We start from the raw sequence: 14,560 nt of genomic DNA, 5'->3' as shown, positions 1-14,560 counted from the left end.
ACGAAATATAAATGAAGTGGTAAATGAAAGTATCTTGGTGACACCGTAGAAGAGAAATATTGGTTGTTAAAGAATAGTAATGAATGTTGGGGATTGGTAGTGTCATCGAAAAAAGGTGAACAAGAAAAAGTTAAATGAAGAAGAATTAAAGGAAGTATTGAAGGGGAAACGTGTAAGTTAGAAATCGGGAAGAAAAGAAAAATATTTGAAGATGGTAAGTGAAAAAATGAAGATAACTCTGTAACTTTAAATAGATAAAGTTTCGTTTCTTTAACTAAACCGTTTCCCTTAATTCAGAAAATCTATTTTTAATCTTTTATTGTTTATTTAGATTCCGTAGTTAGAACATTTAGTTCAAAAAGTATTTTTATTTAGTCAAGCAGGTACTGGAAATACTTCTAAGTAAGTTTGAAGTCTTAAGTGATAAGAAAAATCTTCAATTTCAATTAAGCAAAGTCTCTTGTCATGAACTATATTTCCAAATCAAGGTCTGATAATTTGGTCACAAACTTCTCTTCTAATTTCTTTGGCAGTATCTAGAAAATCACTTCATCATTGGTAAGCTAACTCACACTTTTCATTAAGGAATGCTGTTTGTTTAATTTCATCCATTTTTAATAAGTCTTTTTCTTCTTGTCCTTTCAATCCTTGGTAGCCATGTCAGGAAGTTTTTCCACCTCGCTCAGGAACTCAAAAGTCCTGATTACCTTTTCAAGTTGCCTTCAGAACTTTCTTTACCTTGCCATTTCTTATTTTTCCTATGTGTTCTGGCAAACACTCCTTAAAGAATTTACTTTTGTATTTTTCTTGTTCAGTAGAACTACAATCAAAGCCAGTTTCATCACTACCAGCAATTAATGCAATAATGGCAGGAAGGATGTTCTTTTCTTTTAGTCTTTTAACTGTTGGAGCTTCTGTTCAAAGATATTTCTTTAGATAATTGAAGGCTGTACCCTCAACATCACCTGCTAATCTAGCTATAGCAAGTTTTGGATTTCTGAAAAGTTGTCCATAACTTCAAGGATTATCTCTGAGTTCATCTTCAGACTTACTTAATATTGTTTTGATTTTTGAAAAATCAAACTCAAGATCTACTTTTCCATTCTTTTCTTCAAATTTCTTAACTCATCAATTTCGACCATGATAGAGTCCAAAGATATCTTCTTCTAACTCTTTACTTCTATTAGCTCAATATCTTTGTAATTCATCTAGATCTTCTTGAGTTATAAATTTTCCAGACTCTTGTATCTCAGTTCAGTAATTCTTTTTACTTGTCTTAGCTGTTTCTTTTACTTTTTCTATCTCTTCTAGATTTAAAGTAGTATTTCTTGGTCCAAATCAACTATTACCATAAGTTAACTCTCTACCTCCCCACAACTCTCTTTCTGTTTGAGAGTGCTTTTTACTTTCAATGACTTTGTGAGGACCTGCTTTGTCTCAACCTTTAACAAAGAGAATGTCTTCACTCACTCCTTCACTTTGTCATCTATAGACTCCTAGAGCAGTATGGTTCAGCTCTCGAACTAAACCAGAGTTTCTCTTGAGTTCCTTGCTTGCCGTTTGTTTTACCTTTAAAGAATCATTTTTGTTAAAGAATAGAGAATCTTTATCCTTTTCTACTTGAATGCCCCCCCCCGGAGAGTTAATCCATCCACTTATTCCTCCACCAAGACCTCCTACAGCTCCAACCTCTAGAAGTAGCTTCTTTCAAATCATGATTTGAAAGCTTTAAGAAAAAGAAATTCTTTAATAATTTTGTTGAAAGCCAATTAAAGTCGGTAGTGGAATGTGATTGGAAATCTACTCTCCCATAAATCGCTTATCTCGCAAACCCTCACTTACAAATTTCACTGCAAAGGGTACAGTAGCAGCAGTCCCTAGACCAGAAAAGAACTGAACAGCCTTAATTAATATAGGCAAATCTATTTCAACTTCTTATTATTCAGATACTCTCTTTATCTCTGAATTATTCGGTTCCACAATGTGACTTGCAGGAATCTCTTTTTCTCATTTATCTTGGCCGGAATTAACAGGACTAGTGCAAGCCACTTTGTAGTTTTTGTTTTCATTTTGGGTAATTACGCAATGCTTGCCAGGATCAAAAGGAGTTTGTTCTGGTCATTTATGTGTTCATCCCATCAATAACTTAGTTTTTCCAGACATTGCTCTTTGACTTCCTTTCTTGAGGTGAACGCTTGAGCCGCCCCTAACAATATTTTCTACCTTTTGTAACTTATCCTCCGCCCTTTCACCCCTATTCCCCCTTCAGGAATAATGAAATAAATAGGGGGCTGAACCAAGCTCTCCCTTATCAAAACAGAAGAACAACTCCGCAGGGAATCCAGGAATTCAAAAACAACCTAAACCGTTAGTTCCTTTAGCACCCTTCCCTCTATCCGCGGCCATTTCTTCCATAGCCTGCTGCATTACTTGTTGTCCTTGATTTACCTCTTTTCTAGGGGGAGTGGGTTGTGGAAGAGGCTTAGGAGCGGGAATAGGAGCTGGTTCTGGAACCTTTTCTACGCCCCCCCCGAGGTTAATTCGACAGCCGGAATTGTTTCATTTTGTTCTTTAAGTGATGGAATAAATGGAACAGAAGCAACTGTTCCAGCTAAAGAAAAAATTTGAAAACCTTTAATCAAGACAGACACTGCTTATCTGTCTTTTAGATTCTCTGTAATCCAAAAATTACTAAAAGTTTAATGACCTTGTATGCTATTTCCCGCTAGGTAGTTCTGGGACAACTCTTTTAGTTAAACCTCTTGCTTCTGTGTGATTTGGATCTTTGCAAGTTAATGTATATGCTGAAGTTTCACCAACTCTTTCCATTTGACAGTGAGAGCTTGGAATAAAGCTCTTTGTACCTCTTCTATATCATGCAAAAGAAGTTCTTAAATGAATAGGTAAATCTTTAGTTCCTCTACTCTCAAAAGTCATTTTTAAAATGGAAGTTCCATTATAGGTCATGTCCATAACTTCCTTTAATTCTTTATCTTTTCAGGTGTAGTAGAACAGAGTTATCGGTTTAAGAGTTTTCATATTCACACACATCAATAGTTCAAATCAATTTTTTTCCGCAAACAATCAAAAACATCTTTTTTCTCCTTTTTGATTACCCTCTTTTGATTCCATCATTTGTACAGCTCTTTGTAATACGTTTTCTTCTTTAGGCTCTTCACTGTGATTGTTAGATATTTGTCTGTCTCTTTTAGGTAACTTGTTTTCTTCTCCTTTACCTATAAAAGAAGGAACTAAAGAGGCTGTTGAGACAGAACCTAATCCAGCAAATATCTGAATAGTTCTCTTAACTAGGGTTAGAGACAAAATAGAATACTAATTTTTGATCTTGTCTTGGAATTCTGGAATGTGAACATCATTTTTAGAAATATTCTGAATTCAAGGATCTTTTCTTTCAGCCCCACTAACTCCTGAGGCGTTGCAAGTTAAGGTGTAATTATTTGATTTCATTTCAGAAGAATCGATCCGACAATGTTCATTAGGCTTGAAGGTTGTTCGTCATCTATGCATTCAAGCAAGCTGTGCTTTTAATCTCGGATTTATAGATTTGTTTTTCCCTTTCGCAAAGTTCATCTCTCTTTGCAAAGTTATTTCTTCAATTCGATTTAATTTGTCTTCTCATGCATTCCCTCCTTTTCTGTCAAAGTGAAACAAAAACAGTGAATTTAATTTGTCTACGTTAAAGCAGAAGAAGAATTCTATTGAATTCAATTGTGGCATTCAGAAACATCCCCTTTTATCTCCAGATTTTCCTTCACCCAACATTTCCACTGCTTTTTTCATCGCTTCTTCTTTGTTATCTTTAACAGGTTCAGGCTCATTTTTTGTATATTCCCCCGCAGTAGATATTTTTCGAGAATCACCTTTAAATGGAAGATTTATTCGCCTATTTGCGAACTTTGTTGCAAATGGAGTAGTGGCAACTGCACCTAGTCCAGTAAATATCTGTAGAGTTCTGACTGCAATAGATGTAGCCATTTAAAGACAGTATTATCTGGACAGAGTTGTGTGTCTATTTTGGTGTAATTTGTCTAACTGCACTCCACCAATATCTTTGTCTGAGCAATTTAATTTGTAATTTCTTACACCACCTGTAATCTTGCAATGTTTTTCAGGAATTAAAGTGTCATTTTTTCTCAAAAGTTGAGTTGTTAAATAAAGTTTTGCTGTTCTAGGTACATTAACAGTTTCACCACTCTTAAATTTCATTTGTGACGGGACCTGAGTGAAAACAATATGTTCTACCTGTCTCACTTGTCTTCCACTACCCAAACTTCTTCATACGTCATAGTGGAATAGAATAGGAGACTCCAGTTTTCCTGTATAAACACACATTAGAAATTCATATCCTCTGCTTTGTTGTTGATTTGGCATCCAGAAACAACTTGGATCACCCCTATCATCCTTCATCATTGCTTTAATCTCCTTTATTACCTCCCCTTGTTGTAAATCTTTTATTACTTCTTTAGGGATAACTTCTTGTGGTGCGTTATCTTCCTTAACTAATCTTTGTATCCCTCGAACAGTTACTTCTTGTTTGTTTGCGAATTTAACTGCAAAGGGAGTTGTTGAAACTAAACCCAAACCAGAAAAGAATTGAAAAGCCCTAGTTAAAGCGGACAAGGCTCAATTAAGCTTGTCGAATTTACAGCAATTTTAAGTAGAGGATTTAAAGAACTACTTTATTAATTGATCAGCTTGTTTTTTGAGATCTATTGTTGGTTTCACAACTTGACTACTTGGAACATCTTTAGTTCATTTGTGTTCGTTTTCCGAGCCACTCGTTGTCTCACAAATTAATTCATAATTTTTGGGATTTACTTCTCCATCTTTCTTTGTAATCTTGCATCTTTCATTTGGATTAAATGTTGGTTGATATTTTCACAATCAAGAAAAGTAAGGCTTTAGCTTAGAAGATATTTGACCAGAAGCTCCATTTTTGAATGTCAAAGTATGTGTTTTTGAAATACTTTCAACCCAATTTAGTCTGTCTTTCTTTTGTACACCTCTCTTAAAGGAGTAATGAAATAAGAAAGGAGGAACAACAAGATCCCCTGTATCAAAGCAGAACAGGAACTCCAATTGAGGGAAGCCTGGAGCTCAGAAACATCCAAAACCAATTCCACCCCCTTTCCCCTCGGATCCTCTTGTTTCTACTATTTGTTCTACAGCCTGTTTTATTAAGTCTTCTCCTTCTACTTTTGGCGGTTGAACAATTGTTTTAGGAAGTAAAGGTTTTGGGTCCGGATCAACTACTTGTACTAACTCTTCGCCCCCCCCGAGGCCACAGAAGGCAATTCTGAAATTGCTGTCTTTTCAGTCAAGGATGGAATAAAAGGAACGGAGGAAACAGTACCTAAAAGAGAAAAAATTTGAAAACCCTTAGAAACAAGAGACATGATTCAAGAAATTACTAGAGTTTAATTTTCTTGTTATCTTTATGTTTCATTAGGGAGCTCCGGACTAACAGTTTCAGTATATTTTTTATCCCCAACTTGACAAGTTAATTGATAATTTCGAGAATTTTCAGATTGTGTAATACTACAGTGATTTTTTGGAATGAAGTTCTTGTCTCCTCTTCTATATCAAGCAAAAAGAACTTTTAGATAACTAGGAACATCTTTTGTTCACCTGTTATCAAGTGTCATTTTTAATATTGAAGTTCCATTGTAAGTAATTTCTGTAATTTCATGCAATTTATCTTTTAGGGATGCTCCTTTTTCTCTTCAATTGAAATGGAAAAGAGAAGGAGATTTCAGAGTTTGCATATCAATACACATAAATATTTCAAATAAGTTTTTGTTAGTAAATCATCAAAAGCATCTCTTTTCAGCTTTCCCATCTCCCATTCTCTGAACAGCCTCTTGCATTGCGCTTTTTGAGTTATCTTGCTTTTCTTCTTTTTGCTCTTCCCTATAGTCTTCAGCAACTTGTCTATCGCCCCTTGGCAATTTAATTTCTTCTATTTTTCTAAAAAATGAAGGAATCAAAGAGACTGTTGAGACAGAGCCCAGTCCAACGAATATTTGAAAAATTCTTATCGCAGGAGAAACAGCCATATTCGGCTATTTTAGATAGAGTCTGTATTTAAAAATAATTTCTTTTTTAGTGCGAGATTATCTAGAAATTGTTTGATGATTGTTTTCATGCAATTCCACTAAATGTACTTCTCCAACCTCTCGATCTGCGCAGAATAATTTATGATTTCTTTGATTTCCAGTAACTTTACATTGACTTTCTGGGCTTAGAGTGATATTAGGTCTTAAGAGTCTAGTGGTTAGGTATAGTTTTGCAGATCGAGGTATGTCCACACTCGAACCATCTTTAAATTGCATTCTCTTAGGTCGAGCATCATAAACGATTTGTACTACTTGTCTTACTTGTTTTCCTAGCTTCAATTGATTATTTACGTCATAGTGAAATAAGTATGGTGTTGTAAGTTGATTTGAATAAACACACATTAGAAATTCCAAACCTGTTTTTTCTTGATGGGGCAATCAAAAACACCGAGGATCACCTTTTTCCATCATCTTCTTCACTGTTTGCATAACTTCTCCCTTTTGTATATCTCTTTTTTCTTCTACTTGAGGGACTGGTTCTTGTTGTCGTTCGTCTTCGCTAACTAGCCTTATGTCCCCCCCCAAGTCAACTTGTGTTTGTCCCTTAGAGAATTTAGTTGCAAAAGGTATAGTAGCTCCAGTACCAAATATTGTAAAAATTTGTGCAGTTCTAACTAATAGTGACACAGACTAGGCAAAAAACCAATAAATTACAGAAATTTTAAGTATAGAAAAAGCTTACTTTCTAGACTGTCTCTTGAACTTTAATTTGTGGATCTACAACGTGACTCTTAGAAATTTTTCTTTCTCATTCTGGTTTTTCAGGGGATGAAGGATTAGTGCAAGCAATCTTATAACTTCCATCATCTTGGCCAGAAATTGTGCAATGTTGACTTGGATCAAAAGGAGAGCTTTCCGGTCATTTTTGAGTCCATCCCAGTAACAATCTCGCTGTCCCTTGTATTCCTTTTTCTCCCTTTTTCTTTAAATGAGCCTTGGTACCTCTACTTATTCGTTCAACTTTTTGTAATTTATCCTCTAAAGAATTTCCACCTCTGTAAGAATAGTGGAATAAGAAAGGAGAAGCTCCTTGCGACCCTTTTTCAAAACAGAAAAATAATTCAGCTCCAGATAAACCTGGCATTCAAAAACACCCTAGACCCGCTGTTCCCGATACTCCTTTCTCACTAGCCATTTGTTCCATAGCATGTTGCATCGCTTCCGGCGTTTTAGGTGGAGGAGAAGGGGGAGAAACTGGTTGAGTTTCTTGAATAGGAGTTGTTTCGGGAACCATTCCTTCCCCCCCCGATGAAGTTAATTCTGCAATTGTTTGATTTTCAGAAAATGTAGGAATAAAAGGAACAGAGGAGACAGTACCTACAAGAGAAAAAATTTGAAAACCCTTAGAAACGAGAGACATTAATACAAATTAATTACTTTAGAAACAATTAAAGTTAATTTTCCTATAAAAAATAGTTTTTAAAGTGCTGATTCAGGTATATGAACCTCACCATGAGAAATATTATGTGTTCATGCCTCTCTTGCCGTACCTTCACTAGAAGCATTACAGGTTAAGGTGTAATTCTCATTAAGTTTTGTTATTCGACAGTGTTTGCTTGGTTTAAATTCTGTTCTTCATTTATTCATTCAAGCCAAGTGTGTCTTTAAGTGATTGGTTTTTAGACTACGAGACATAGAGTCATTTTTACCATTTACAAAGTTCATAGTTACTTCTCTCCCTACAGATATACTTCCAATCCGATTTAATTTTTCTTCTAATTGACCTCTAGCCCTACTATTGAAGTGAAACAAAAATAATGAATTTAGTTTGTCTACGTTAAAGCAGAAGAATAATTCCACTCAAGGTAATTTAGGCATTCAGAAACAACCCCTTCTATCCTCTTTATTTTTTCCATCTTCACTGTCTTTTAATATTTCTACAGCTTTTTTCATAGCCACTTGACTATTGTTAGCAGGTTTTATTACCTTTATCGGAGGAAGTTCTTGTTGGTAGGTAACTCTTCTAATACCCTTACCAGATAAATGATTTATATTTTTGCCAACATGCTTTACTTCAAATGGGACTGTCGCAACAGAGCTCAATCAAAAGAATATTTGAAAAGCTTTAATTGCCGGAGAAACGGCCATATTAGGTTAGGTTTTGAAACTATCTAGTAAGTGTTTTGTGATGACTTTGTTTAACAGGTTCTAAATCAACTCTTCCAACCACTACTTGATTTTTTTGATTAGAGTCAGTGCAAGTAAATTGATAATTTCTTGCATTTTTAGTAATTTGGCAATTTCTTTCTGGTGTTAAAGTAGTATGTTTTTGGCGAAATAGAGTGGTTAGATAAAGTTTTGTAATTCCTTTTACTCCTACACCACTTTCATTTTTAAATTTCATTGTTGATGGACCAAGAGTAAAAGTAATATTTTCTACCTGTTTAACTCGCTTCCCTTTTCCTAATTGATTTCTTAAGTCATAGTGAAACAAGTAAGGTGTTGTAAGTTGATTTTCGTAAACACAAACCAAAAACTCTAATCCTTTCCCTTGATTCGGTAATCAAGCGCAAAGAGGCTCACCTTTCTCTTCGCCCAGCATTTTCTTTACTTCTCCCATAACTTCTCCTTGTTTTAGATCTTTCCTTTCCTCTTCAGTCTTAATTACTTCTTGTTCTTGAGCTTGATTTCCTACCAATCTTATGCCCCCCCCCAGGTGACTTAATTTCTCTTTCTTGCATAAAGGTTGTGGTAAGAGGAACTGTCGATATTGCCCCAAAACCGGAAAAGAACTGAAAAGCTCTAACTAAAATAGCCACCCCTATAGAAACTTCTTTACTTAACTATTCAGATATTTCTTTTATTTCTGAATTATTTTGCGGTTCCACAATGTTTTCGCTAGAAATTTCTCTCTTTCATTCAAATCTACTGCTATTTGAAGAAGAAGGAAGAGAACAAGTCACTTCATAATTTTGCTTTTGATTTTGAATAATCTTGCAATGTTCGCCAGGCTTGAAGGGAGAATCTTCTTGTCATCTGCTTACTCAGTTTAATAGTGTTCTAGTTTTTCCTTGTAATGTTCTTGGAGAACCCCTTTTAAGATTGGCTGTCACTCCGCGAGTTATACTTTCAACTTTTTGTAATCTATTTTCTTCTCCCTTCTTTCTTCCCCACAAATAGTGATACAAAAAGGGAGCAGAACCAAGATTTCCTTTATCGAAACAAAAGAATAAATCTACTGGAAAGCCAGGAATCAAAAAACATCCTAAACCAGCAGTCCCTAACGCACCCTTCCCTCTTTCCGTTGCCATATCTTCCATTGCTTGCTGCATCATTTGTTGTCCTTTATTTTCTTCCCTTTTAGGGAGAACAGGTTTAGGTAAAGATTGAGGCTCTTGAATAGGAGCAGGCTTAGGAGCTTCTTCTTCGCCCCCCCCGAGGTTAATTCAACAACCGGAACTGCTGTGTTGTTATCTGTAAGTGTTGGAATAAAAGGAACAGAAGAGACAGTACCTACAAGAGAAAAAATCTGTAAACCCTTAGAAACGAGTGACATTAATGCAAATTAACTACTTCAGAAACAATTAAAGTTGATTTTCTTATATTTTTACGTTTTGTTAGGTAGTTCTGGACTAACAGTTTCAGTGTGTCTTCCGGCCCCCACTTGACAAGTTAATTGATAATTTCGAGAGCTGTCAATTGGCTTGATACTACAGTGAGTTTTTGGAATCAAACTTGCATCGCGGTCTCTTCTCAATCATGCAAAAGAAGCCCGTAAATAATATGGAATATCTTTAGTTTTTTGATTTGCAAATTTCATTTTTAAAGATGTAGCTCCTCTGTAATTTATTTCAGTAACTTCATTCAATTCTTGTCCCCTTCAGGTGTAATGGAATAGGGTTAGTGAATTGAGTTTTGTTGTGTTAAAGCAAATAAATAACTCTGACCACTTTGTTTTACTGAACAATCAAAAACATCTTTTTTCTCCCTCTTTATTTCCATCTTTTGATTCAATTATTTTTACTGCTTCGTGCATTATGTTTTTTGAATTACTTTGTTCCTTCACTGCCGGCTCTTCTCTATAATCATCATTTACCTGTCTACCTCCTCAGGGAACACGAATTTCTTCTATTTTTCTAAAAAATGAAGGTGTAAAGGGAGTTACTGCAACTGCGCCTAAACCAGAGAAGATTTGAAAAGCTTTGATTATTGGAGAAACGGCCATATTACAGATTTACACTCGGATCTACAACGTAACTGTTAAGAATGGTTTTTTCTCACGGAGAATTATTGGTACTTGTACTGTCAGGATTTGGATTTGTGCAGGTTAACTTATAGTCTTTTCCGTTTTGTCGGGCAATTCTACAGTGTGAACTAGGATCAAAAGGAACTTCTCTAGATCATTTTTGAGTTCAACTGAGTAAAGATCTTAATTGTCTATGCATTGGCTGTTGAGTAATACCATCCTTAAATTGAAATGCTGTTGGTCTTATTATGCTTTGGACCTTTCTTAGAACTTTCTCCTTGCTCTTTCAGTGAAATAGAGTTGGAGTTTCAGGCTTATTCCGATTGAAGCAAAAGAATAGTTCTACTATTCCAGTGAAATCAGGAATCCAGAAGCATCCTCATTTCACCTCACCCTGATTCCCTTCATCCTCGTTTAATTGCTGAAGTGCTTGGCTCATTGGTGTGTTTGCCACCTTTTCTTGAATTACTTGCTCTCCATTTCCCGCGTGTCTCAAGAAATTGATTTTGTGTAAACGACCTTTTGTGAATGTCGTAGAAAGAGGGATTGTTGCCCCAACCCCAAATACTGTAAAAATTTGTGCAGTTCTAACTAGAAGAGACAAGGTCTAATTAGGCCTGTATCTTTTAAAGCCATTTTAGGTGGAATTGTTCTTTATTTCTACTCCTTATTTCTGCCTGTTACAAATTAAGGAATAATTTTTCTCAATATCCTCACTAGTAGCAAATTAACAATACCTCATAGGAACAATAAAATCTCTTTTCCACTCATGTAATCGTTTAAATGCAAGCTTTAAAAGAGGAGATGAGGGAATCCACCGGTTATTTTTAAGATTTAATTTTTCCACCAACTTTAACTGACTATTGACCTCTCTCTGGAATAGGAATAATTGATCTAACTGATTTAGATAAACACAAGCTCATAATTACAAATTTTCTATTTCCGGCCACCAGAAACACTGTTTTTCTGTTTCTACTTTCCCATTCCCCAAAACCTTCTCATATTTATCGATACTTTAAATTTTTCTGACCCACTAACTAACTTACCGCCCCCCCCGAGTAAGTTGTGATGTGTTTACTTGCTAGTGTTGTCACTAAAGGAATAGTGGAAATAAAGCTATAAAGCAAGAGAATGTCTGTAAACCTTTTGAGATCGTTAACAAAACTCAGAAAGCTCTGTTTTATTGAGTTTGAACTTTAGCTAAAAATTAATACTTTCATTTACAAATGGTTTTCCGTGATTTTTTTCTTGTTGTCGCTTGCCACAAATTAAGGTGTAATTTTTGCTATTTTTTCCAGTCGTTGTGATTTCACAATGTTGTTTTGGAGTGAATTCTCCATCCCACTTATGCAATCAAGCAAATGCAAGTTTTGCAGGAGAAGTTAATTGAATTGGTTGATGATTTTCAAATTTCATCTTCACCCCCTTAGATAAGCTAACAATTTGATTTAGTTTTTCTTCTAGCCCTAGTCGGCCATTGTAATCTCAATGAAATAGGAATACTTGATTAAGTTTGTTCGTATAAAAACAACCAAGCAACTCTAATCTTCTTTTTACTTTCGGCCATCAGAAACATTTCTTCTCTCCATCTCCTTCCTCTTTACTCATAATTTGTTTTGCTTTTTCCATTACATCTTGTAGTTTTGTTTCTGGTTGCGGAGTAGGCTTTTCTTGAAGGATTTCTGGCTCCCCAGATACCAACCTTTCGCCTCTACTGGGAAGTCGATTTAGATGTTTGTTGGCAAACTGTACTGCAAAAGGAGTTGTTGCAACAGTACCTAGTCCAGAGAAAATTTGAAAACCTCTTATTAATGCCGACAAATCTTAAATAGACCTATTTTGTTGGGATTATTTTAGAGAGAATTGTTCACTATTCTTCAGGTTTGAATTTAGCTCTACAACTTCACTTTCAGAAATTGTTTTAGTGAATCCGACCGCATTAGATGAGTTATTTAAAGTAGGTTTACAGGTTAATGTGTATTTTTGGCCCAAAAGAGTAATTTGACAATGGTCACTAGGTTTAAATTCAGGAGTTCACTTGCCTGTCCAATAAAGAGCGCTCTTTAGATAAGTAGATATATTGCCACTACCACCATTTTTAAATTTCATCTTTATGTAATCTGTGATGCTATCTACTCAATGTAATCTTTCCGCCACCCCCTTTGATCTATCTTCCCTCGCCCAAGAATAGTGAAATAAATAAGGAATAGTGTGACTGGCTTTATTAAAGCAGAAGAACAGTTCAGTTTTAAACTTTTCTGTTACTCAGAAACACACAACAACATCTTTCGTTGTAATTACTTCCGCCCCTTTACTTGCAATTATTTGATTTGCAGCTTCTTGCAATACATCATTCCCTTTATTTTCTGTATTTTTAGGTAAAGTTACTTGAGCTTCCTCTACCCCCCCCCGCGGTTAATTTAGTTAATGGAATAGCGTTGCTGTCTGTAATTGAGGGAATGAAGGGAATGGAAGAGGCGGAACCTACAACTGAACAAACCTGTAAGCATTTGGACAAGACAGACAATGCTAAAAAGCTATCTTTTTACAGAAATTTTAGAAAGTAAAAACTAGACTCTTCCCTGCATAGACATATTAGGAGTGTCAACAATACTTTTGGAAATAGTTCAGGTTTTTGCAATGGAATTTTCTGTAACATTGCAACTTAATTTGTAATTAGGTTCAAGTTTTTCTATCGTACAGTGCTTACTTGGTTCAAAAGGAGTTCCATTTTGTCCCTTTTGAGTTCAACCTAATAAAGATTTCAATTGTCTATTTATCAGCTCTTGAGTCCCTCCCTCTTTAAATTTCAAGATTGTTCCCTTCCCTATACTTTGAACTCAACTAACTGTTTTCCCTCTAACACCTTTTCAGTGGAACAAAGTAGGATTTTTAGGATTGTTTTGATTGAAGCAGAAAAATAACTCTAGCCCAGAAGTAAAGTCCGGATACCAAAAACACCCTCACTTAACCTCACCACTTTCTTTTCCCTCTTGGTTTAACTGTTGAACTGCCACCTCAAGTGCAGTTTGCTCTCTTTCTTCTATCTTCGGACCCTCTTGCCCTCCCGATACTAATCTAATGCCCCCCCCAAGGTGAATTTCTTTTCCCCTTGCATAAATTTGGTTGCAAATGGGATAGTCGCTCCTGTGCCTAAGAGTGAAAAAATCTGAGCTGTTTTAACTAGAAGAGACAACTAAAAAATAAAGTCTTCATCTTGAATCATCTCTACTTGAGTGGTTTTGATGTAACCATTTCCCTTGGTAGAAAAGAAGTCATGATTCTTGGTTGAGGTATTTAATCCATTGAAGATCATTGGATTAATGTCTTTTTCAGTTACATCATACTTTTCATCTAGATCTAAGTTTTGCAAAGCTTTATTGGCATTGTATTGAAGGAACTTAAGTACTTCATCTACTAGGTTTAAAGGCTTATAGATTAAGTGGGTGTATTCAACTTCATTAACCATTAAGTCTTCTAGTAATTGATAAACCTTTGCCTTTAGTTGAGTCTGTTCTTCAGGACTAAAGGTTTGAAATAACTTAGAGGCTAAATTACCAACATATAAACCATGAATGGCTTCATCTCTAATGATTAAGTTAATGATCTCTCCACTGTTGATCATCAAACCTTGAGAAGACAAAAACAACATATAAAAGAAACCAGAGTAAAAGAGAAAAGACTCTAGGAACACTGAAGCAGCCATAGCTAAGTAAAGACTCTTAGTGTCTTTAATGTTTTCGTAGTATTCAACAACCATCTTGATCTTTTTTTGAAGAGTAGGTTCTTGCTTTACTCAATCAAATAATTCATTTATCTCTTCAGTACTTAATAAGGTACAGAAAATAGAAGAATAACTCTTTGCATGCATCTGCTCCATCATTCCCATAAATTGCAATACTGCTTTAGTTGGTAAATCAGGTACTGCAAGACAGATCCTATTCATGCCTATTGCACCTTGGTGAGTGTCTAAGAGAGTTAAAGAGCCTAGAACCTTTATATAAACCTCTTTTTCCTCCTTAGATAACTTAGACTGTCAGATTAACTTATCACCACTTAAAGGAATCTCTTCATCAACCCAAAATTGTCTAACATTTTGATCTCAGAATTCTTTATTGAATTTGCAGCTAATTTCATTCCAGTTAACCCCCTCTCAAGAGCTGATAGAACTATGATTGCAGAGCCCATCCATAGCTAAACTAGAATGATTTTATAGACATTTTTAGGACTAAAATCT

Annotated in this window: 23 protein-coding genes; 1 reads left to right on the top strand and 22 read right to left on the bottom strand. The window is 35.3% G+C overall.

The genetic code is table 4. From position 1 onward, the window contains the following. Nucleotides 1-99: 99 nt before the first annotated feature. Nucleotides 100-258: a hypothetical protein gene (locus WEN_RS03780; protein WP_158308829.1), complete on the top strand. Its 159-nt coding sequence runs from the start codon at nt 100-102 to the stop codon at nt 256-258. Nucleotides 259-327: 69 nt separating this feature from the next. Here WEN_RS03780 and WEN_RS03070 read toward each other — a convergent pair whose 3' ends face one another. The 22 genes from WEN_RS03070 to nrdF all read right to left on the bottom strand — a co-directional run bounded on the left by WEN_RS03070 (nt 328) and on the right by nrdF (nt 14,515). Beyond that, nucleotides 328-1,716, bottom strand: coding sequence for a hypothetical protein (locus WEN_RS03070; protein ID WP_014850087.1), 1,389 nt, complete (start codon nt 1,714-1,716; stop codon nt 328-330). Nucleotides 1,717-1,938: 222 nt separating this feature from the next. Then, entirely contained in the window at nt 1,939-2,427 is a 489-nt protein-coding gene (locus WEN_RS03065; RefSeq protein ID WP_148268015.1) for a hypothetical protein, read from the bottom strand. Between the two features lie 92 nt (nt 2,428-2,519). Continuing rightward, on the bottom strand, nt 2,520-2,651 hold the full coding sequence (locus tag WEN_RS03955) for a hypothetical protein (RefSeq protein WP_274506140.1): 132 nt from the start codon (nt 2,649-2,651) through the stop codon (nt 2,520-2,522). 64 nt (nt 2,652-2,715) lie between these two features. Next, complete coding sequence (locus WEN_RS03060; RefSeq protein WP_014850085.1) at nt 2,716-3,324, bottom strand: hypothetical protein; 609 nt, start codon at nt 3,322-3,324, stop codon at nt 2,716-2,718. A 9-nt stretch (nt 3,325-3,333) separates the two neighbouring features. After that, on the bottom strand, nt 3,334-3,996 hold the full coding sequence (locus WEN_RS03055) for a hypothetical protein (RefSeq protein ID WP_014850084.1): 663 nt from the start codon (nt 3,994-3,996) through the stop codon (nt 3,334-3,336). A 12-nt stretch (nt 3,997-4,008) separates the two neighbouring features. Further along, entirely contained in the window at nt 4,009-4,641 is a 633-nt protein-coding gene (locus WEN_RS03050; protein ID WP_014850083.1) for a hypothetical protein, read from the bottom strand. Nucleotides 4,642-4,695: 54 nt separating this feature from the next. Then, nucleotides 4,696-5,100: a hypothetical protein gene (locus WEN_RS03045; protein WP_014850082.1), complete on the bottom strand. Its 405-nt coding sequence runs from the start codon at nt 5,098-5,100 to the stop codon at nt 4,696-4,698. Nucleotides 5,101-5,279: 179 nt separating this feature from the next. Further along, on the bottom strand, nt 5,280-5,417 hold the full coding sequence (locus WEN_RS03775) for a hypothetical protein (RefSeq protein WP_158308828.1): 138 nt from the start codon (nt 5,415-5,417) through the stop codon (nt 5,280-5,282). A 39-nt stretch (nt 5,418-5,456) separates the two neighbouring features. Next, on the bottom strand, nt 5,457-6,077 hold the full coding sequence (locus WEN_RS03040; RefSeq protein WP_014850081.1) for a hypothetical protein: 621 nt from the start codon (nt 6,075-6,077) through the stop codon (nt 5,457-5,459). Between the two features lie 57 nt (nt 6,078-6,134). Continuing rightward, complete coding sequence (locus WEN_RS03035) at nt 6,135-6,764, bottom strand: hypothetical protein (protein ID WP_014850080.1); 630 nt, start codon at nt 6,762-6,764, stop codon at nt 6,135-6,137. Nucleotides 6,765-6,822: 58 nt separating this feature from the next. After that, nucleotides 6,823-7,497, bottom strand: coding sequence for a hypothetical protein (locus WEN_RS03030; protein ID WP_014850079.1), 675 nt, complete (start codon nt 7,495-7,497; stop codon nt 6,823-6,825). Between the two features lie 59 nt (nt 7,498-7,556). Continuing rightward, entirely contained in the window at nt 7,557-8,225 is a 669-nt protein-coding gene (locus WEN_RS03025; RefSeq protein WP_014850078.1) for a hypothetical protein, read from the bottom strand. Nucleotides 8,226-8,244: 19 nt separating this feature from the next. After that, complete coding sequence (locus tag WEN_RS03020) at nt 8,245-8,775, bottom strand: hypothetical protein (protein WP_148268014.1); 531 nt, start codon at nt 8,773-8,775, stop codon at nt 8,245-8,247. A gap of 145 nt (nt 8,776-8,920) precedes the next feature. Next, nucleotides 8,921-9,412: a hypothetical protein gene (locus WEN_RS03015; RefSeq protein WP_238530692.1), complete on the bottom strand. Its 492-nt coding sequence runs from the start codon at nt 9,410-9,412 to the stop codon at nt 8,921-8,923. A gap of 272 nt (nt 9,413-9,684) precedes the next feature. Next, the gene (locus WEN_RS03010) at nt 9,685-10,302 is read right to left on the bottom strand and encodes a hypothetical protein (RefSeq protein ID WP_014850075.1); all 618 of its coding nucleotides are present in this window, start codon (nt 10,300-10,302) and stop codon (nt 9,685-9,687) included. A gap of 1 nt (nt 10,303) precedes the next feature. Continuing rightward, nucleotides 10,304-10,927, bottom strand: a complete 624-nt coding sequence (locus WEN_RS03005; protein ID WP_014850074.1) for a hypothetical protein — start codon at nt 10,925-10,927, stop codon at nt 10,304-10,306. A gap of 596 nt (nt 10,928-11,523) precedes the next feature. Continuing rightward, a complete protein-coding gene (locus WEN_RS03000) occupies nt 11,524-12,144 on the bottom strand; it encodes a hypothetical protein (RefSeq protein ID WP_014850073.1) in 621 nt (206 codons plus the stop codon). 27 nt (nt 12,145-12,171) lie between these two features. Then, on the bottom strand, nt 12,172-12,669 hold the full coding sequence (locus tag WEN_RS02995; RefSeq protein ID WP_014850072.1) for a hypothetical protein: 498 nt from the start codon (nt 12,667-12,669) through the stop codon (nt 12,172-12,174). Between the two features lie 28 nt (nt 12,670-12,697). Further along, entirely contained in the window at nt 12,698-12,850 is a 153-nt protein-coding gene (locus WEN_RS03770; protein ID WP_158308827.1) for a hypothetical protein, read from the bottom strand. A gap of 43 nt (nt 12,851-12,893) precedes the next feature. Next, nucleotides 12,894-13,340 carry a hypothetical protein gene (locus tag WEN_RS02990; RefSeq protein ID WP_014850071.1) on the bottom strand — a complete coding sequence of 149 codons (447 nt, stop codon included), beginning with the start codon at nt 13,338-13,340 and terminating at the stop codon, nt 12,894-12,896. A gap of 56 nt (nt 13,341-13,396) precedes the next feature. Then, complete coding sequence (locus tag WEN_RS03950) at nt 13,397-13,519, bottom strand: hypothetical protein (protein WP_274506138.1); 123 nt, start codon at nt 13,517-13,519, stop codon at nt 13,397-13,399. After that, nucleotides 13,520-14,515, bottom strand: coding sequence for a class 1b ribonucleoside-diphosphate reductase subunit beta (nrdF, locus tag WEN_RS02985; RefSeq protein ID WP_014850070.1), 996 nt, complete (start codon nt 14,513-14,515; stop codon nt 13,520-13,522). Nucleotides 14,516-14,560: the final 45 nt, after the last annotated feature.

Source organism: Mycoplasma wenyonii str. Massachusetts, assembly GCF_000277795.1.
Taxonomy (GTDB): Bacteria; Bacillota_I; Bacilli_A; order Mycoplasmatales; family Mycoplasmoidaceae; genus Eperythrozoon_A; species Eperythrozoon_A wenyonii.
The sequence above is the reverse complement of the archived record's forward strand: the minus strand, read 5'-3'. Positions and strand labels throughout refer to the sequence as shown.